Source organism: Chryseobacterium sp. YIM B08800 (assembly GCF_026163565.1).
Lineage (GTDB): Bacteria > Bacteroidota > Bacteroidia > Flavobacteriales > Weeksellaceae > Chryseobacterium.
Map to the genome: position 1 here is coordinate 127,107 of NZ_JAPDKN010000016.1, position 18,098 is coordinate 145,204.

Annotated in this window: 17 protein-coding genes and 3 tRNA genes; 8 read left to right on the top strand and 12 right to left on the bottom strand. The window is 34.0% G+C overall.

Annotated features, from left to right (window positions below; genetic code table 11):
- The first annotated feature begins 317 nt into the window (after positions 1-317).
- Both adhP and OEW74_RS08010 read left to right on the top strand, forming a co-directional pair.
- Positions 318-1,355, top strand: a complete 1,038-nt coding sequence (gene adhP / locus OEW74_RS08005) for an alcohol dehydrogenase AdhP (protein WP_265427972.1) — start codon at positions 318-320, stop codon at positions 1,353-1,355.
- A gap of 246 nt (positions 1,356-1,601) precedes the next feature.
- Entirely contained in the window at positions 1,602-1,988 is a 387-nt protein-coding gene (locus tag OEW74_RS08010; RefSeq protein ID WP_265427973.1) for a DUF779 domain-containing protein, read from the top strand.
- A gap of 23 nt (positions 1,989-2,011) precedes the next feature.
- On the opposite strand, the gene OEW74_RS08015 is transcribed toward OEW74_RS08010, so the two are convergent.
- On the bottom strand, positions 2,012-2,512 hold the full coding sequence (locus OEW74_RS08015) for a hypothetical protein (RefSeq protein WP_265427974.1): 501 nt from the start codon (positions 2,510-2,512) through the stop codon (positions 2,012-2,014).
- A 47-nt stretch (positions 2,513-2,559) separates the two neighbouring features.
- On the bottom strand, positions 2,560-3,759 hold the full coding sequence (locus tag OEW74_RS08020; protein WP_265427975.1) for a dicarboxylate/amino acid:cation symporter: 1,200 nt from the start codon (positions 3,757-3,759) through the stop codon (positions 2,560-2,562).
- 180 nt (positions 3,760-3,939) lie between these two features.
- Here OEW74_RS08020 and OEW74_RS08025 point away from each other — a divergent pair, with 180 nt between their 5' ends.
- Genes OEW74_RS08025 through OEW74_RS08035 form a run of 3 tightly spaced genes read left to right on the top strand, consistent with a single transcriptional unit; the run spans position 3,940 to position 5,727 of the window.
- Complete coding sequence (locus OEW74_RS08025) at positions 3,940-4,854, top strand: J domain-containing protein (protein ID WP_265427976.1); 915 nt, start codon at positions 3,940-3,942, stop codon at positions 4,852-4,854.
- Positions 4,855-4,857: 3 nt separating this feature from the next.
- Positions 4,858-5,160: a chaperone modulator CbpM gene (locus tag OEW74_RS08030; protein WP_265427977.1), complete on the top strand. Its 303-nt coding sequence runs from the start codon at positions 4,858-4,860 to the stop codon at positions 5,158-5,160.
- A 30-nt stretch (positions 5,161-5,190) separates the two neighbouring features.
- Complete coding sequence (locus OEW74_RS08035; protein ID WP_265427978.1) at positions 5,191-5,727, top strand: hypothetical protein; 537 nt, start codon at positions 5,191-5,193, stop codon at positions 5,725-5,727.
- 111 nt (positions 5,728-5,838) lie between these two features.
- On the opposite strand, the gene OEW74_RS08040 is transcribed toward OEW74_RS08035, so the two are convergent.
- Together OEW74_RS08040 and OEW74_RS08045 are read right to left on the bottom strand one after the other, a co-directional pair.
- On the bottom strand, positions 5,839-6,822 hold the full coding sequence (locus OEW74_RS08040) for a PLP-dependent cysteine synthase family protein (RefSeq protein WP_074229853.1): 984 nt from the start codon (positions 6,820-6,822) through the stop codon (positions 5,839-5,841).
- Between the two features lie 460 nt (positions 6,823-7,282).
- Positions 7,283-8,512 carry an ABC transporter permease gene (locus tag OEW74_RS08045; protein ID WP_265427979.1) on the bottom strand — a complete coding sequence of 410 codons (1,230 nt, stop codon included), beginning with the start codon at positions 8,510-8,512 and terminating at the stop codon, positions 7,283-7,285.
- Positions 8,513-8,516: 4 nt separating this feature from the next.
- On the opposite strand from OEW74_RS08045, the gene OEW74_RS08050 reads away from it, so the two are divergent.
- The gene (locus OEW74_RS08050; RefSeq protein WP_265427980.1) at positions 8,517-9,713 is read left to right on the top strand and encodes a DUF1343 domain-containing protein; all 1,197 of its coding nucleotides are present in this window, start codon (positions 8,517-8,519) and stop codon (positions 9,711-9,713) included.
- Between the two features lie 96 nt (positions 9,714-9,809).
- Here OEW74_RS08050 and OEW74_RS08055 read toward each other — a convergent pair whose 3' ends face one another.
- The 8 genes from OEW74_RS08055 to OEW74_RS08090 form a co-directional block, all read right to left on the bottom strand.
- Positions 9,810-10,016, bottom strand: coding sequence for a hypothetical protein (locus OEW74_RS08055; RefSeq protein ID WP_265427981.1), 207 nt, complete (start codon positions 10,014-10,016; stop codon positions 9,810-9,812).
- Position 10,017: 1 nt separating this feature from the next.
- A complete protein-coding gene (locus tag OEW74_RS08060; protein ID WP_265427982.1) occupies positions 10,018-10,665 on the bottom strand; it encodes a DUF3575 domain-containing protein in 648 nt (215 codons plus the stop codon).
- A 10-nt stretch (positions 10,666-10,675) separates the two neighbouring features.
- Positions 10,676-11,854, bottom strand: a complete 1,179-nt coding sequence (locus OEW74_RS08065; RefSeq protein WP_265427983.1) for a thioredoxin family protein — start codon at positions 11,852-11,854, stop codon at positions 10,676-10,678.
- A gap of 113 nt (positions 11,855-11,967) precedes the next feature.
- A tRNA-Phe gene (locus OEW74_RS08070) sits at positions 11,968-12,040 on the bottom strand.
- A 103-nt stretch (positions 12,041-12,143) separates the two neighbouring features.
- Positions 12,144-12,216: transfer RNA gene (locus OEW74_RS08075), tRNA-Phe, on the bottom strand.
- Positions 12,217-12,319: 103 nt separating this feature from the next.
- Positions 12,320-12,392, bottom strand: a tRNA-Phe gene (locus OEW74_RS08080).
- Between the two features lie 92 nt (positions 12,393-12,484).
- Positions 12,485-14,326: a lysophospholipid acyltransferase family protein gene (locus OEW74_RS08085; protein WP_265427984.1), complete on the bottom strand. Its 1,842-nt coding sequence runs from the start codon at positions 14,324-14,326 to the stop codon at positions 12,485-12,487.
- Between the two features lie 22 nt (positions 14,327-14,348).
- Positions 14,349-15,587 carry an aspartate kinase gene (locus OEW74_RS08090; protein WP_265427985.1) on the bottom strand — a complete coding sequence of 413 codons (1,239 nt, stop codon included), beginning with the start codon at positions 15,585-15,587 and terminating at the stop codon, positions 14,349-14,351.
- A gap of 321 nt (positions 15,588-15,908) precedes the next feature.
- Between OEW74_RS08090 and fbp the strand changes: the two genes are divergently transcribed.
- Both fbp and OEW74_RS08100 read left to right on the top strand, forming a co-directional pair.
- Positions 15,909-16,925, top strand: a complete 1,017-nt coding sequence (fbp, locus tag OEW74_RS08095; protein WP_265427986.1) for a class 1 fructose-bisphosphatase — start codon at positions 15,909-15,911, stop codon at positions 16,923-16,925.
- On the top strand, positions 16,926-17,930 hold the full coding sequence (locus OEW74_RS08100) for an o-succinylbenzoate synthase (RefSeq protein WP_265427987.1): 1,005 nt from the start codon (positions 16,926-16,928) through the stop codon (positions 17,928-17,930).
- Positions 17,931-18,098: the final 168 nt, after the last annotated feature.

Genomic DNA, 18,098 nt, shown 5'->3' on the forward strand with positions numbered 1-18,098 from the left:
ATCCCTCACGCAAAAAAGTACATTTATTCTTCCCTTGTCTGAACTCTTCAGATGAGCAGGAATTTTTATGAGCCTTGTCAAGGTTCAAAACCTTGACAAGGCTTTTTAAATTAATTCTAAAAATAAAAAGAGATTGTATGAAATCAGCCTAATAAAAAGTAAAATAGAAAGAATTGAAAGTTCGAAAAAGCTTCATCAGAATCAATTCATTGATTCCATTCTTTGCTCCTTTAAAATATGCAGTTCAAAAATAAATCTTTGCGTTAAAAAAGAACAACGATTAGCAAATTAAAACTAACCAAATAAAAAGTAAAAATATGATTCCAAAAACAATGAAAGCCGCTGTAGTTCAAGGCTACGGACAACCATTAAAAATTATGGAAGTTCCGGTAAGAGAACCCGGAAGATATGAAGTATTGGTAAAAGTTATCGCCTGTGGAGTTTGCCATACCGATTTACACGCTGTCGATGGCGATTGGCCTGCAAAACCCAAAATGCCATTAATTCCCGGACATGAAGGAGTAGGAATTGTAGTCGCTTGCGGACCGGAAGCTCATGTAAAAGAAGGAGATGCAGTGGGAGTTCCTTGGCTGTATTCAGCTTGTGGATGTTGTGATTATTGCATTACAGGATGGGAAACATTATGTGAAGCTCAGAAAAATGGTGGGTACAGTGTAGATGGAGGTTTCGCAGAATATGTGATTGCCGATTCAAGATATGTAGGACATTTAAAATCAGATGCCAATTTCTTGGAAATTGCACCGATCCTTTGCGCAGGAGTAACGGTTTATAAAGGCTTAAAAGAAACAGAAACAAAACCCGGAGAATGGGTTGCCATATCTGGAATTGGAGGATTAGGACATGTCGCAGTTCAGTATGCAAAAGCAATGGGAATGCACGTTGCAGCGATTGATGTGGCAGATGATAAATTAGAATTAGCAAAAAAATTAGGAGCAGATTTAGTGGTCAATGCAAAAAACACAGATCCTGGAGAGTATTTACATAAGGAAGTCGGCGGAATGCACGGCGCATTGATCACGGCTGTTTCGCCTATAGCTTTTAAACAAGGGATCGACGTTCTCAGAAGAAAAGGAACCATTGCTTTAAATGGTCTTCCTCCTGGTTCATTTGAGCTTCCGATCTTTGAGACCGTTCTTAAAAGAATTACCGTAAGAGGTTCGATCGTAGGAACAAGAAAAGATATGCAGGAAGCATTAGATTTTGCCAATGAAGGCTTGGTAAAAGCGACTGTCACAGCAGCAAAATTAGAAGACATCAATGAAGTATTTGATAAAATGAAGGCCGGACAAATTGATGGCAGAATTGTCTTAGACATTGCTGGCTCTGCAAGCTAGGAGTATATTGAAGTTTAGTGGGACCTGACAATTTTATGTTGTTAGGTTTTTTTAACTTTATAAATTGTCATTGCGAGGAGCGAAGCGACGAAGCAATCTCAAAAAATAATGGATTGAAACAATTACATACAAATTCAAAGAAGCTATTTTGAACGATTGTTTAATTTAATTAAGATTAGATTCCTACGGAATGACAAAAACTATGTTATACTTGATTGAAAAACCAATCAATAAAAAGAAAATAAAATGGAAACAAAAAAAATATCAAGACTTTCAGTAACAGAAAAAGCTTTAGAGCTGATTTGGGAATTAGAAAAAAAACATGGTGATTTGATGTTTTATCAAGCAGGAGGTTGCTGTGAAGGAACACAGCCGCAATGTTTTGAAAAAGGCGGCTACTTCCCAAGAATGAACGATGCCATGATAGGAACCATCAATGGGAATGAATTCTGGATCGACCGTGATCTTTTCGAATATTGGAAATATTCGCATTTTACATTAGATATTTTAGACGGTTTCGGACCGGGCGGATTTTCCCTTGAAACTCCTTTAGGAAAAACTTTTAAAGTTCATTACAGATTGTTCACGCCTGAAGAACTTGGAAATCTTGAGGATGTAAGACGAAGTGAATAAAATATCAAATTGGAGGTAAAAGTTTAATGTTTTTGTACAGTATAAATCAGTTCTCTTTCAAAATCATATTTTCCTCTCCTAATTCCTCTTTTTAAGGTGAAATATTGCATTATAGTTATTATTATAGTGAATGCAAGAAAATAGAAATCTTTCTCATTTGCTTGTAAAGTAACATAAATTGCAATTAAGAAAAAGCATAATATGATTACTGAGCTAAAAATTTGAAATGCTGATGGCACAATTTCTATTGAAGCAAATGTTCTGTCATTCTGATCAGATATTTTTCCACGAAATACAGGATTATTAAAATTGATATCAAATAATCGTATTCTTTTTTTGAGTGTAAAGCCGTTATTATCAATCATTCCTCTGTATTCAAATCTTGTTGGAATTGCAGTATCTCTTTCTAATGATATAAACGAAGTATTAGTTTTGTAAGTTATTTTCCACAACTTCTCTATCAATTCGATTCTGTTGATATTTAATTCAATATTTAAAGTGTCATGCAGACCTATATTTTTCAAAAAAGAATTCATTTGGGGTAAAAAGAATATTTAAAAACAAATTAAAATTAGGCTTTAATAAACCGATTCACAAACATCGCCGCGACAATATCTCCTACAGCATTTAAAACTGTTGCCAACGGATCGACCAAAGTTCCGATAATGATCACTGCAGGAATGGCTTCCTGTGGTAAACTGTACACAGAGATCATCAGCATTTCGCCAATATAACCGCCATTTGGAATTCCTCCGGCAACGATACTTACAAAAACGGTGATCCCTAAAGCTAACAAAAGATTGGAAGGTTCAAAAAAATCTCTCCCAATAATCTGAAAAGCTACATATATTTTAATAATCGAAGACATCGACGAACCGTTTTTATGCAATGTCGTTCCAATCGGTATCACCAGATTGGCAATCGAACTCGGAATCCCTATTTTTGATGCGGCTACCAAATTGGTGGGCATGGTGGCAAAACTGCTGCAGGTACTCAAGGCAGTTAAGGTGGGGAGAATTGCATTTTTCCAGAAACTTTTAATTCCGTTTTGTCCGTTTGCCATAAATGCATAAAGTGTGAAAAATATAAAGAAGTAAATAATTCCTGCAACGTAATATAAACCAAGTGGTTTAGCATAAAAACCAAAAAGCTGAGGTCCTAATGTAGCAACTTGGTAGGCAAAGTATGCTCCCAAACCGATGGGCGCAATTTTCATGATCATGATAAGAAGTTCTTTCATCACTTCATAGCCTGAAGCAATAAAAACTCTGAAAGGTTTTCCGCTTTCACCGGATTTTCTGGCAGCAAAACCTGTGAGGAAGGCAAAAATAAGAAGAGCCAACATATTTTTTCGTGAAAACAATTCTGTAAACTCACCTACAGTAAAAAAGCTTACAATTCTCTCACCCCAGTTTTCTTCTTTGGTGGCTTCTGCAATCAATTCTGTACTTCCCGATATCGATGAAACCGGAAAAAGGTAGACTGCACCAATGGTGAAAAGGGCAGCAGTCAGTATGAAAAATAAGAATGTAAAAGACATTATTAAAAGAATTTTACCAAACTTAGATTCCTGCTCGAGAGAGGCAATAGAATTTGAAACAGCAAAAAATACCAGCGGAACAACACTTACAAAAAGAAGATTAAGAAAAATATCACCAAGCGGTTTTATATATTCCACGATTTGCGGTGCCACAATACCGATAATGCTTCCTATGGTAATTCCAACAAGTAAAAGCAAAATTCCGGAATAGTTTTTTAAAACTTCTTTCATAGGTGGATGTTTATTGTTTTTTAAGCAATATGTAATCGTCTAATTTAATTGGTATTTGATAATTCAAATAAGTAATTGCGATTTTATGCCTGATTTTTATCAAAGATAGATTTATTTTTAACAATTTCTAAGAGGTATTTTCGCCTTAATTTTTCTAAATTTGAGTAAACATTCGTTTCTATGGCTTATATAGATTATTACAAAATTTTAGGCGTAGACAAAAGCGCAACGCAGGACGATATTAAAAAAGCGTACCGAAAGCAGGCAAGAAAACTACATCCAGACCTTAATCCGAATGATAAAGAAGCAGAAAGACAGTTCAAGGAGCTGAATGAAGCTAACGAAGTACTCAGTAATCCTGAGAACCGCACCAAATACGATAAATATGGTGAAAACTGGAAGCATGGTAAAGAATACGAAAAAGCACAGCAACAGCAAAGACAGCAATATCAAGGCGGAAATTACGGTGGTGGATTTTCTGGTGCTGATTTCGGGGAAGGTGAAGATTTTTCAGATTTTTTCCAAAGTATGTTTGGCGGAGCGGGAGGTGGCTTTGGAAGAAGTTCGCGAGGAAGTGCTTCCGGAAAGTTTAAAGGTCAGGATGTTCAGGCAGAATTAAATTTAAACCTAAAAGATGCCGCAACAACTCATCAGCAGACTTTTGATATTAATGGGAAAAAAGTAAGAATTACGATTCCTGCAGGAGTGTATGACGGACAGCAAATAAAATTGAAAGGCCACGGAAATCCGGGTGTTAATGGTGGCCCAAATGGAGATTTGTACATTACTTTTAATATTAATCCTGATCCTAATTTTGAAAGAGTAGGAGATGATTTGAAAACTAAAGTGACGATTGATCTTTACACCGCTGTTTTAGGTGGCGAAGTTACTGTAAACACTTTGGACGGAAGTGTTAATCTGAAAGTAAAACCCGGAACCCAAAACGGAACAACGGTAAGACTAAAAGGAAAGGGCTTTCCGGTCTATAAAAAAGATGGACATTTTGGTGATCTGTTTGCAACCTATGATGTAAAATTGCCAACCGATCTTACAGAAAAGCAGAAAGAACTTTTTGAACAACTTAAAAATTCCTAAGCTATGAGTGAAAGAATATCACGCGAGGAACTCGTACAGATTTATAATATTGAGATTACTTTTTTTGATGAATTGGTAGATTCCGGCTTGCTGAATATAGAAACGGAGAACGAAATCCATTACCTCATGTATGAAGACCTTCCTACATTTGAAAGATTTACCAATTGGCATTATGATTTGGAAATAAATCTTCCTGGTTTGGAAGTTATCAACAGCATGCTGCAGAAAATGAAAAATTTGAATCAGATTAACCGTGAATTAATGCAAAAACTTTCGGTAATAAGTGGGCAATATGAAGATATTTAATTTAGTTTTGTGAACTTTAAAACTTATTATATGGCCAGACTCAATGACGATAAAATCATTAATTTAAACATTAGCAAAAAAGATTTCGAAGAGATTTACCTTCAGGGAGATCAGGGAAGTCTTTTTTTCTCGCCTACTGTAAAAGGAAAACTGATCACCACGATCGTAGTTGCGGTGATCCTGTTGGTTTTATTTTACTTCAAAGATGATCTAAGTAAAGAAAAATTCGGAATTTTATATTTTGTGAGTTTTCTTTTCCTGCTTTGTGCGGTCTACTTATCTTTAGCAATTAACAAGGTTTCAAAATGGAAAAAAGAAGTGGTAAAATACCTTAAAACTCTTGAAAACACAGAAATTTATCAAATTCAGTTTAATGCTAAAGTTTTTAAAGTAAACCTTAACGACAATAAAGAAACCAGCCTTTGGACAGAATTTACGGCTGCAGAAATTAGCGATAAATTTATAGGTTTAGAAGGAAAATTCAATTATATGTTTCCCAAAAAGTCAATGCAGGAGGCCGATTTCGAATTGCTAAAACAGGCGGTACAGACTAATGTTTTGAAATAGAGAACTAAATGTCCTTAAGACGATAATCAACATCTTATTGACAATAGATTTAGAAATAAATAAAAAACTCAGAGCAAACACTCTGAGTTTTGTTTTATAATGAAAAGCTGATTAGTCTAACCAACCCATTTCTTTCATCCATTCGTCGTTGTAGATTTTCCCAACGTATCTTGAACCGTGATCGTGAAGAAGTACCACAACGATATCATCTTTTGTAAACTGATCTTTCATCTGAACCAAAGCTGCCATTGCGCTTCCTGCAGAATATCCGCAGAAAATCCCTTCTTCTTTTGCCAATTTTCTTGCGTAGATAGCACCGTCTTTATCGGTCACTTTTTCGAAATGATCGATTACAGACATATCGTAGTTTTCAGGAAGAATATCTTCACCAATACCTTCTGTAATGTAGCTGTAAGCGTTTCCTAGATTAATTTCTCCCGTTTCGTGAATCTCTTTTAAGATAGAACCATACGTATCAATACCGATTACTTTGATGTCAGAATTTTTCTCTTTAAAGAAAGTTCCACAACCTGTAATGGTGCCGCCCGTTCCGGCTCCAACTACAAAATGAGTCAGTTTTCCTTCCGTTTGTTCCCAGATTTCAGGAGCGGTAGACTCGTAGTGAGCAGCTCTGTTTGATAAATTATCATATTGGTTAACGTACCATCCGTTTTCTGTCTCTTTTGCTAATCTTTTTGAGACTGAATAATAAGAACGCGGGTCTGTAGGTTTTACGTCTGTAGGACAAACGATTACTTCAGCTCCAACGGCACGAAGAATATCACATTTTTCTTTTGACTGTTTAGCGTTGGTCACAAAAATACATTTGTATCCTTTGATGATGGCAGCCAAAGCCAATCCCATCCCTGTGTTTCCTGAAGTCCCTTCAATAATAGTTCCTCCTGGTTTTAGTCTTCCGTCTTTTTCAGCGTCTTCAATCATTTTCAGAGCCATTCTGTCTTTTACCGAATTTCCGGGGTTGAAAGTTTCTACTTTTGCCAAAACCAATGCCGGGAAATCTTCACCCAAAACTTTATTAAGCTTTACAAGAGGGGTATTTCCAATGGTTTCGAGTATATTTTCTGCGTATTTCATAAGTAGCTTTTATTGTCTTTTTTATCGCTTATTTTCGTGAGCATCTGTGATTTAAGAGCCTACACAGCGATTTCATAAATGTTTTTTCTGCCTGGCAAAGATACAGTTTTCAGATAATTAATAATTAAAAATGAAGAATTAATAATATTTCGACGAAACTCCCCAACGCTCTTACACACGAACTTAATTAGGAGCTTTTTCCCGCTTTCCGTTGCAATCTTTTTTTTCAAAAAAGGATTTTCACTGCAATCAGGGCTAAGATATTTGTTGCTATTAGAATTATTTGTCATTGCTAGCAAAAGTATTTTAAAAAAAATATCCACTCACTTTGTCATTCTGTAAGAATCTCAACAGTCGAATAACAAAATACTTGCTTAGATTTCTACGAAATGACAAACGTTATGCAAACCAAGATTTAGAATTAACAAATAACAAATAACAAATAACAAATAACAATTCACTAATTATATTTAATCGCTTTTACAGGAGAAATTTTACTGATCAGATAACTCGGAATCACCAAAGCCATTCCAGAAATAATTAAGATCCCTACTGAAATAGAAATAATGATCCACGGATTAAGATCTACAGGGACTACACTTACATAGTAATTGGCAGGATTTAATTTAATAATTCCAGTGTATTTTTGGGTAATTAAAAGTCCAAGACCGATGAGGTTTCCACATAAAAGTCCGGGAACCATTATAATTAGGGTGTAATTGATGAAAGTCGCACGAATCTGTCCGTTGGTTGCGCCCAACGTTTTTAGCAAGCCGATAGAATTGGTTCTTTCGATAATCAAAATCAGCAAAACCATGATGATATTAATGATGACCACCAAAAGCATAATTGAAATAATAATCCCGATATTAGTGTCGAAAAGCCCAATCCAATCATTGATTTGCGGGTATTTATCAGTTGCTTTTTCTGCGTAATTTTTATATCCGATAAATTTTTCAACCTGTGGAAAATCTTCATCGATATTATTGATGTTTTTAAAAAATACATCCAATCCTCCGATTTCATCAGGCTTCATATCAAGAATTCTTCTTACGTGATTGATGTCACCCACTACAAATTGATCATCGATCATCTTGATGTCGGTTTTGTAGATTCCTACGACTTCAAAATTTCTGTAAATTGGTTTTTGATCAGCTTTTGAAAAAACAGTAACGATGCTGTCATTTACTTTTAAATGAAGGTCATTGGCAATCTTTTCTGAAATAACAACGCCATTATTATAACCTTCGCCATTGAGGAAAGGAGTTTTTCCGGCAGTCAGGAATTTTTTAAATCGTAAACTGTCAAAATCTTTACCGACACCTTTAAAAATAATTCCGGCAAAACTGTGCTCATTACGCATAATCCCGGTTACCATTGCATATCCTTGTACAGTTGCAACATCAGGAAATGCCTTAATGCTTTTAATATCTAATCCCTGATTATCAAGAACCGAGGTATTGTAAGACGAATTTGATTTGGTAGATCGTACCGTAATATGACCGCTGAAATCTCCCAATCTTTCTTTAATCGCCTTTTTTGAACCCAATCCTGTAGAAACAGTGATGAGTGAAACGATGATTCCCAAAGCCACAGACAGTCTGCCGATGAAGATGATAACCCGAGAAAGGTTATTTTTGTTATCTTTGGAAAACGCTATTTTTCGGGAGAAATATAATGGAAATTTCAAGCTTATGAATTTAAATTTCAAAATTAAAACATTAGTTCTTATTTGCCTAATTTTTTTAGGAGTATTCAGTCAATATTATTGTCAGTATTCAGCCAAAGACTATTTTAAAACCGGAGCAGACCGACCAGAGCTCTATCTTCCTCTTCTTAAAAATAAAAATATTGGGATCGTCACCAACCAAACCGGATTGCTGAATGACAAAACGCATCTTGTTGATTTTTTGGTAAAAAATAGTATTAAAATTAAAACGATTTTTGCTCCAGAACACGGTTTCAGAGGCGATGCTGATGCAGGAGAAAAGGTGAAAAATGGAGTAGATGTAAAGACAGGAATCCCTATTGTTTCTCTTTACGGAAATAATAAAAAGCCAAAACCGGAACAATTAAAAGGTATTGATGTTGTTGTTTTTGACATTCAGGATGTTGGAGTGAGATTTTATACATACATCTCAACTTTAACGTATTTAATGGAAGCTGCAGCCGAAAATAATGTTGAAGTTATGGTTCTGGATCGACCAAATCCTCACGATGGATATATTGACGGACCTGTTTTAAAGAAAAAATGGGAAAGTTTTGTAGGAATGCACGAAGTTCCTGTAGTCTACGGTTTAACCATCGGTGAATACGGAAAAATGGTAAACGGTGAAAAATGGTTGAAAAACGGTATTCAGGCAAAATATACTTTGGTTGAAATGAAAAACTATCATAAGAAGGAGCGTTATGCAATTTTAGACAAACCTTCTCCCAATTTACCGAACGATAAATCAATTAACTTATATCCAAGCTTATGTTTTTTTGAAGGAACTCAGGTTTCTGTAGGAAGAGGAACAGATCTTCCGTTTCAAATCTATGGTTCACCGTGGACAAAAGATTTACCTTATCAGTTTACTCCAAAACCCAATTTCGGAGCAAAAGACCCTTTTCTGAATGGGAAATTATGTTACGGGGAAAATCTTTCTGAATATTCTAAAAACTTACAAGAAATCAATCTGGAATGGTTGATTAAGGCATATAAAAATTACAAAAACCCTCAACAAGATTTCTTTCTTAAAAATCTTTTCTTTGATACTCTAGCTGGAAGCGATGAACTGAGAAAACAAATTATCTCGGGCAAATCTGAAAGAGAAATTAAGTCTTCCTGGAAATCAGATCTGGAAAAATTTGAGAAAATAAGAAAGAAATATGTGATTTATGAAAATTAATAAAATGTGAATTGTGAATAGTCAATTGTTAACCGGCTTACACTTAGTTTAAATTGACTTGTGAAGCAAAATTGACAATTGACTATTCACTTTATATCAATCAAAATTCTGTGGCGGATTTTTATCGTCTTTTCCTTTATTCAAAATAAAAAGTCCGATAGATAAACCGATAACGCCTGCGGAAGCCGTCATCAAAGCACGTTCTAATTTATCCGCTTCATGATTTCCCAAATAATTCATCAGAAATAATATTCCAAATGTAATAATCGATATAATGATATGGTTTCTTCCTAGTAGTTTCATATTATTTTAATCTATAAGAAATCATTACTCCTCCTCTGTAAGGAATTATTTCACCGCTTTTGTTATAGCCATGTGCGATATCATATCTTTTTCCAGATACTCTGTCATATCCTTTGTAAAAATCCTGTGAAGTTCCTACTGTACCATATAAATCCATTCTCCAATTTTCGGATAATTTAAATTGGTAGCCTGCAGTAATTCCAGCCAAAAATGAATATCCTTTTTGATAAAGATTTGAGCTTGTAAAAACTACATTTTGTTCAATTTTACTTGGGGATGAATTGTCGTTCCAATAATTCCATTTTTGTAGTACAAAAGAAGATGCTCCAATGTTTGCACCTAAATACCATCCGTCAAATGCTTCTCTGAAATAGTATCTTCCTTCTAATGATATAGAATAATACTGTAATTCATGCCCTGCAAAAGATTTCCAAGGGGAAACAAAAACATCACCCTGTACTGTTATTTTTTTATTTATTTGATGCTCCAAACCTAAGTTGATAATTCCGATAGGAACAAACAAAGCATTTCCTTTTATGTATACTTTTTTCTCAGATTCAGATTTAATTTCTTGTGTTTGATTTTCCTGTGCGCTGATATTTATTACTGAAAATAAACTTAACGCAGCGATAAAAATGTTATACTTCAAAACGTATATTTTATTTAATTTGATTTAATAATGCTTGTGCTAAACTTGCATCTTTACCAGATTGACTGGCAATGTTTTTAGACTGCTCAGCAAAGTTTTTAGCTAAATCTTTACTTCCTAAATTAAAATAAATTTTAGCTAAGATATAAGTGTTCTCTGATGTCTCACCGCGCATAACTGATTTTTCAGCCCATTCTGCCGCTTTCTTCAAAGAAGATGGTGTCTTTACATGATCTGAAAATATCCATGCGGCTTTTAAAAGTTCATTTGGCTCAAATGTATCTGCGTTTTTATAATATTCTAAAGCTACTTTTTCGTACTCAGGAAAATTAGAATTTTGTTCGTAATAAGCCAGTTTGGTCTGGTTAAGTTTTGTTAAAGCAGCTTCTTTTCCAACTAAAGGTTCTGCAGTTTTCAGAAAATAGGCATCATTGATTTTTTTATTTTTCTCGTCAATAGATTCCTCAACCACTTTTCCTAACACAAGTTGGTTGTTAAATTCATTATAATTTTCTTCGGGTAAAAATTTTAAAATTTCAGTTTTTCTGGCAACAAAGGTTTTGTAATTTGGATCTTCAGAAGATTTAAGAAAATAAAATAAAAATCCTGCATCGTCTTTTGTGAACTCTTCATTTTTTAGTTTGTTTTCAAAATATCTTTCAGAAGCTTTCTTGGCAAATTCATAATCTGAATTTGAGTTAAGCTTCATAATATTCATTAGAAACTCTGGACTCTTTTCACCCTTAGCAAATCTTTCTTTAGATGAACCTTCTTTAGAGTTTACGGCATTTACATCTTGTGCCATAGAGAGAAAAAGGCTTGGTTCCATGTAACCATAATTTTGAGAAACCAAGTCTCCGTCGCCATTTAAAAAAAGAAAAGTAGGATAGGAGCGTACCGAAAATTTTTGAGCAATTTCTCTACCTTCACCTTTTTCCATGTCGATTCTTGAGCTCACAAAGTTTTTATTGAAATAATCTCCTACCGATTTTTGTGTGAAAACATTTTTGTCCATCATTTTGCACGGACCACACCAAACCGCATAAGCATCTATAAACACAAGTTTTTTTTCTTTTTTTGCTTTAGCAAGAAGGTCTTTGAAATTACTTTGCTCAAACTTAATTCCTTCTTCCTGAGCGAAAATAAAAATATTAATAAAAATAAATAATCCGGAGATAATATTTTTCATTCTAATTATAAATTTAAAGAAGCGAAGATACTTAATTTTGATTTTATATGAATAATGAAACTTCCTCAAAATAGAGGAAACAAAAAAACCGTCTTAAAAAAGACGGTTTTAAGTGGTTTCTCCAGGAATCGAACCAGGGACACATGGATTTTCAATCCATTGCTCTACCAACTGAGCTAAGAAACCATTTGGTTTTGAAGTGGTGCAAATGTAATAATAAATATTATAATCTGCAAATTTACTTTAAACAGTTTTGAAAAGAAAACCGCCTAATAAAAGGCGGTTTAAGTGGTTTCTCCAGGAATCGAACCAGGGACACATGGATTTTCAATCCATTGCTCTACCAACTGAGCTAAGAAACCATTTGGTTTTGAAGTGGTGCAAATGTAATAATAAATATTATAATCTGCAAATTTACTTTAAACAGTTTTGAAAAGAAAACCGCCTAATAAAAGGCGGTTTAAGTGGTTTCTCCAGGAATCGAACCAGGGACACATGGATTTTCAATCCATTGCTCTACCAACTGAGCTAAGAAACCAATTACTTCGTTGTTTTAAAGTGATGCAAAAGTAGGAAGTTTTGGTATATGAAGCAAATATTAATTGAACTTTTTTACCAATAAATTAAAACCTACTGATTTTCAGTAGAATTATTTTCCTGTTCTTTTCTTATTTGCTCACTCATTTCCTCTAAAACAGGCTTAATCGTGCTTTCAGGAAGATCACTTATTCTGATATACATCAATCCGTCAATCGCATCATTAAAATTTGGATCAACATTAAAGGCAATTACTTTCGCATTTTGCTTGATGTATTTTTTTATCAAAACCGGCATTCTCAATTCTGGCTCAAGATCATCAATGATTTTATCTAATTTATTTAAATCAGATTCCATTTCATCTAAAAAAAGATGCTTATCACGATCTCTAAGCTTTACTTTGAAATCATTTCTTGGGGTAATATATTGAGCTACAGCAGAATCGTAATAATTTGAACGCATAAACTCAATCATCAAAGATTTAGAGAACTCTGAAAATTTATTAGAAATACTTACACCTCCCATCAGGAATTTATGATCCGGATTTCTTAAGCAAACATGTACAATTCCACGCCATAAAAGGAATAAGGGAAGTGGCTTTTGCTGATATTCTTCACAAATATAAGCACGTCCCATTTCAATTACTTTCTTGAAAAACGGATGAATGTCTTGTTCGAATTCAAAAAGAGAACTCGTGTAAAAACCTTTGATTCCAAACTTTTTCATCACATCCCTTCCCAAAGCCATTCTATAGGCGCCTGCAAGTTTTTCTGCAGCATTGTCCCACAAAAACAAGTGGTGATAATGTTTGTCGTATTCATCAAGATCAAACGGCAGGTTGCTTCCTTCACCTACGGCTCGGAAAGTAAGTTCTCTCTGCCTTCCGATTTCCCTCATTACAGAAGGAATCTGCTCGTAAGGAGTGAAATAGATTTCATAATTACCATTGCTGAAAAGCATTTTATCGGTACCTCTCAGTTTATTGATATCTTTTATAATATCTTCTTTCGGAGTTTCATCAATGATATTCTGTACAATGTTTTCCTCTCTCAATAAAGGGAATTTTACATATAAATTCTTAAGATTAATAGCCTGTGCAAGAGATTTCCTTTTTTCATAATAAGATTTCATCATATAAACCTTACGTTTCAGAAACTCTCCCAATTCCTCAATATTTTCCATCTCATCCATCACCTTTACCGTAATAGGTTTTCCTATTCTTATACGGATTGGCTTTTCGCGGTCATTCATCATTTCCGCAGGAAGCATGATGGTCTGTAAGTTTGGATGAATCTTGGCTACATGATAAAAAAGAGTACTGTTTTTAGCATGAAAATACATAGGAACAACCGGCACTTTTGCCATTTTTATAAGCTTTAAAGCCGGTTTTTCCCATTCTCTGTCGAGAATTTCCCCGTAAGGATTATTTTTATTCGAAACTTCTCCCGCCGGGAAAATTCCTACGCAGCCTCCATTTTCAAGATGCTTCAAAGTTTCCCTCATTCCGGTTGCGCTGTTTCTGATTTCCTTTCTTCCTTCAAAAGGGTTTACAGCAATCACAAACGGCTCCATGGGTTTTATTTTTTCTAAAAGAAAATTTCCCATTACTTTAAAATCCGGGCGAACTTCTGAAAGAATTTTACACATTAAAATTCCATCAATAGCACCAAGAGGATGATTAGACACCAATATAAAAGGACCGGTTTTCGGTATTTTTGCTAAGTCTTCTTCAAAAGCTACATAGCTCAAATTTCTTTCTCTTACGAAAGAATCGAAAAAATCTTTACCCTCTTTATCTTTCAGCTTATCATAAAGTCTGTTGACTTCATTTATTTTTGCAATGCTCATAACAGCAGATGCTACAGGATTTTTTAGGAACCCTATTTTATTCAAGCCAGAAGCCTTGATTAAATCATTTTTCGATATTAAGCTCATGTGTGTTTAGTCGGAATTTATTTTAAAGCGTTACCATTTGAAGCGTATTCTTAGAAATCTGTTCCAATAATACACTTTTTTCTTGGTAAAATTTATCAATGTTCTCCATTTTTGCATTTCTTACAGTAAATAAAGATACATTTTTTATAACATCTGTTTTGAAAATTTTCTGAAGTTCGTTATTCAGTTCCTCAATTTTAAGGAATTTATCTTCAAGACACAATGCTAATGAAATTGCAGAATTCTGCATCAAAGAAACTTTGATTTTGTATTTAGCTAAATTGTTGAAAATTAAACTCATGTGGTCTTCTGCGATGAATGAAAAATCTCTTGTAGAAATTTTAAGTAATGTTTGATTACCTTTTAAAATATAAGATTCCTCACTTTGATTTTTTTCAGAAACACCCACTTTAGTTCCTTCTTTTGTAGGATCTACAAATGATTTTACATAGAAAGGAATATTTTTTTGCTGAAGCGGTTGCAATGTTTTCGGGTGAATTACACTCGCTCCAAAATAAGCCATTTCTATTGCCTCTTCGTAAGAGATATTAGATAAAAGCGTAACATCCTTAAAGATTCTTGGGTCACCTGTCATTACTCCCGGAACGTCTTTCCAGATAGTCATTGCGGTTGCGTTAAGGCAATATGCAAAAATTGCGGCAGAATAATCTGAACCTTCTCTTCCTAAAGTTACAGTAAAATTGTTGTCATCAGAACCGATAAAACCTTGGGTTACGTAGCAAATATCAGGATTTAAATTTGAGATAAATTCCTCTGTTTTTTGCCAGTTTACAATACCGTCTCTGTAAGAATCATCTGTCTTTATGTAGTCTCTTGCATCAAGCCACTGGTTGGTAAATTGGATATCATTCAGATATTCGCTTACAATTTTAGTGGAAATCATTTCTCCACAGCTTACAACCTGATCGTAAACAAAATTATAATTAGGAGATTTATTTCTTCTTAAAAAAGAAACAATATCATCAAAAAACAAATTGATTTCTGCAAAAACAGCATGATTTTCCGAGAAAAGCCCCTTAGCTATTTCAATGTGTTTCTGTTTTATATTCTCTATTTCAGTTTGATAGTTGTCTTTTTTGAAATACAATTCTACTACTTTTTCCAGCTCATTGGTGGTTTTACCCATTGCTGAAATTACAAGCAGACATTTTTCAAAACCTTGGCTGCTAAGAACCATAGATACATTTTTTACACTTTCGGCATCTTTCACTGATGCACCTCCAAACTTGAAAATTTTCATTAAATTGTTAAGAATAAAATTGTTAGATACTAAAACATTGAATTTTTTTTCGGATGTCAAAATTATGCAATTACGATGAGATATGAAATAGCGATAAGCCGTGATTGAATTAAGATTTAATTAAAATTAAAGTAAAGTATAAGAAATATCTGTTCCTTAAGGGCAGGATTTGGGGATGCTTACCTTTACTAATTGAGTGCATGTATGAAAAGAAAGGTTGGGTATGATGTTGATTAGTAGGGGATAAGGTCTTTTCTGTGAAAATATTTTTTAATGTGATAAAATTTACGAAATTTGGCACTAAAGTAAAAAAACATAAAAATGTCAGATCAACCATTACAGACCCTAGGAGAATTTTTAATTGATAAACAAGATGATTTTCAGTATTCCACTGGTGAATTTTCACGTCTTCTAAGTGCTATAAGATTGGCATCCAAAGTTGTAAACAGAGAAGTAAATAAAGCAGGGATTGTAGATATTGCAGGGGCTGCAGGAAATCAAAATATTCAAGGGGAAGAGCAACAGAAGCTTGATGTAATTGCCAACGATATTTTTATCACAGCTCTTTCTCAAAGAGAAGTTGTTTGCGGAATTGCTTCTGAAGAAAACGATGATTTTATCGATATTAAATGTGGAGAAAACGGTCATTTAAGTAAATATGTGGTTTTAATTGATCCTTTAGATGGTTCTTCAAACATTGATGTGAATGTTTCTGTAGGAACTATTTTTTCAATTTACAGAAGGGTTACAGAACCAGGAACTCCGGTACAGTTAGAAGATTTTTTACAGAAAGGAGTTAATCAGATTGCGGCAGGATACGTTATTTATGGGTCTTCCACAATGATTGTTTACACTACAGGTAACGGTGTGAACGGATTTACTTTAGATCCTTCTCTGGGAACTTATTATCTTTCTCATCCAAACATGACATTCCCAAAATCGGGTAAAATTTATTCAATCAACGAAGGGAATTATATCAAATTTCCTCAAGGAGTTAAAAATTATCTGAAATATTGCCAGATGGAGGAAGGAGATCGTCCTTACACTTCAAGATATATTGGTTCGTTAGTTGCTGATTTTCATAGAAATATGTTGAAAGGAGGTATTTATATTTATCCATCTTATTCACAGGCTCCGAATGGAAAATTAAGATTATTATATGAATGTAATCCGATGGCTTTCTTGGCTGAACAAGCAGGAGCTAAAGCAACAGATGGTTTCAGAAGAATTTTGGAAATCGAGCCTACTGAGCTTCATCAAAGAATTCCTTTTTTCTGTGGAAGCATCGATATGGTGGAAAAAGCAGAAGAATTTATGCGAATCGATAGCGTAAAGTAAATGACAGCAAAATATTACAAATATTTATTAGAATTCAAACGCCCGAGTGGAACATCTCGCGGCGTTTTGCTTGAAAAAGAAACTTATATTCTTGAAATTTTTGAAAATGAAAATAAAGGAATAGGAGAATGTGCCATATTCAGAGGACTAAGCTATGATGATAGACCTGATTATGAAGAAAAAATAAAATGGCTTTGTGAAAATATTAATCAGGATTTTGAATTTTTAAAAGAAGAACTAAAAGAATTTCCGTCGATTTGGTTTGGGTATGAACAGGCTTTATTAAATTTAAAACACGGAGGAAAACTTTACTTTCCGAGTCAATTTACAAAAGGGCAAAGCTCAATAATGATTAATGGTTTAATCTGGATGGGTGATGTCGGTTTTATGGAAGAGCAAATCCGTGAAAAACTTGAACAGGGCTTTCATTGTATTAAATTAAAAATCGGTGTCGACTGGAAATCGGAACACGAAATTCTTCAAAAACTAAGACAAAAATTTTCAAAAGAAAAGCTGGAATTAAGAGTTGATGCTAATGGCGGGTTTTCTAAAGACGAAGCCAAGGTTGTCTTGCAACAGCTTTTTGATTTACACATTCATTCCATTGAACAGCCAATAAAAGCAGGAAATTGGGAAGATATGGCAGATCTGTGCGCAGAAACTCCAACTCCGATTGCGCTTGATGAAGAGCTAATTGGAATTATAGATTTTAATGAAAAGAAAAAACTTTTAGAAAAAATAAAACCGCAATATATCATCTTAAAACCAGCTTTGGTAGGAGGGTTTTCAGGGTCTGATGAGTGGATATCTCTAGCTGTGCAACAAAAAATTGGTTGGTGGATTACCTCTGCTTTGGAAAGTAATATTGGTTTGAATGCAATTGCACAATACACTTTCACAAAAGAAAATCAAATGCCTCAAGGTTTAGGAACAGGAAGTTTGTTTACGAATAACTTTGAAACTCACTTACAACTAAACGGAGAACAGTTGTTTTTTAAGGGGTAAATCAATGTGATTAAATTACCCCGTTTACAAAGATTGCTTTTTTGATATGTTCAATAATATCAAGAAAATATTTTCTTATTTTTTTCATAATGATATTATGTTAAGATTTAGGACTGTAAATGTCCGAAAAAAAAATCAATTTAAAGTGAATTTACTTTAAAAATTTAT

Bases quoted from the DNA above. Each gene is read 5' to 3' on its own strand.
- adhP (WP_265427972.1), top strand. From the start codon at position 318: ATGATTCCAAAAACAATGAAAGCCGCTGTAGTTCAAGGCTACGGACAA.
- OEW74_RS08020 (WP_265427975.1), bottom strand. From the start codon at position 3,759: ATGAAAGAAGTTTTAAAAAACTATTCCGGAATTTTGCTTTTACTTGTT.
- OEW74_RS08085 (WP_265427984.1), bottom strand. From the start codon at position 14,326: ATGAGCTTAATATCGAAAAATGATTTAATCAAGGCTTCTGGCTTGAAT.
- OEW74_RS08030 (WP_265427977.1), top strand. From the start codon at position 4,858: ATGAGTGAAAGAATATCACGCGAGGAACTCGTACAGATTTATAATATT.
- OEW74_RS08010 (WP_265427973.1), top strand. From the start codon at position 1,602: ATGGAAACAAAAAAAATATCAAGACTTTCAGTAACAGAAAAAGCTTTA.
- OEW74_RS08090 (WP_265427985.1), bottom strand. From the start codon at position 15,587: ATGAAAATTTTCAAGTTTGGAGGTGCATCAGTGAAAGATGCCGAAAGT.
- OEW74_RS08065 (WP_265427983.1), bottom strand. From the start codon at position 11,854: ATGAAAAATATTATCTCCGGATTATTTATTTTTATTAATATTTTTATT.
- OEW74_RS08050 (WP_265427980.1), top strand. From the start codon at position 8,517: ATGAATTTAAATTTCAAAATTAAAACATTAGTTCTTATTTGCCTAATT.
- OEW74_RS08025 (WP_265427976.1), top strand. From the start codon at position 3,940: ATGGCTTATATAGATTATTACAAAATTTTAGGCGTAGACAAAAGCGCA.
- OEW74_RS08100 (WP_265427987.1), top strand. From the start codon at position 16,926: ATGACAGCAAAATATTACAAATATTTATTAGAATTCAAACGCCCGAGT.
- OEW74_RS08035 (WP_265427978.1), top strand. From the start codon at position 5,191: ATGGCCAGACTCAATGACGATAAAATCATTAATTTAAACATTAGCAAA.
- fbp (WP_265427986.1), top strand. From the start codon at position 15,909: ATGTCAGATCAACCATTACAGACCCTAGGAGAATTTTTAATTGATAAA.
- OEW74_RS08040 (WP_074229853.1), bottom strand. From the start codon at position 6,822: ATGAAATACGCAGAAAATATACTCGAAACCATTGGAAATACCCCTCTT.
- OEW74_RS08055 (WP_265427981.1), bottom strand. From the start codon at position 10,016: ATGAAACTACTAGGAAGAAACCATATCATTATATCGATTATTACATTT.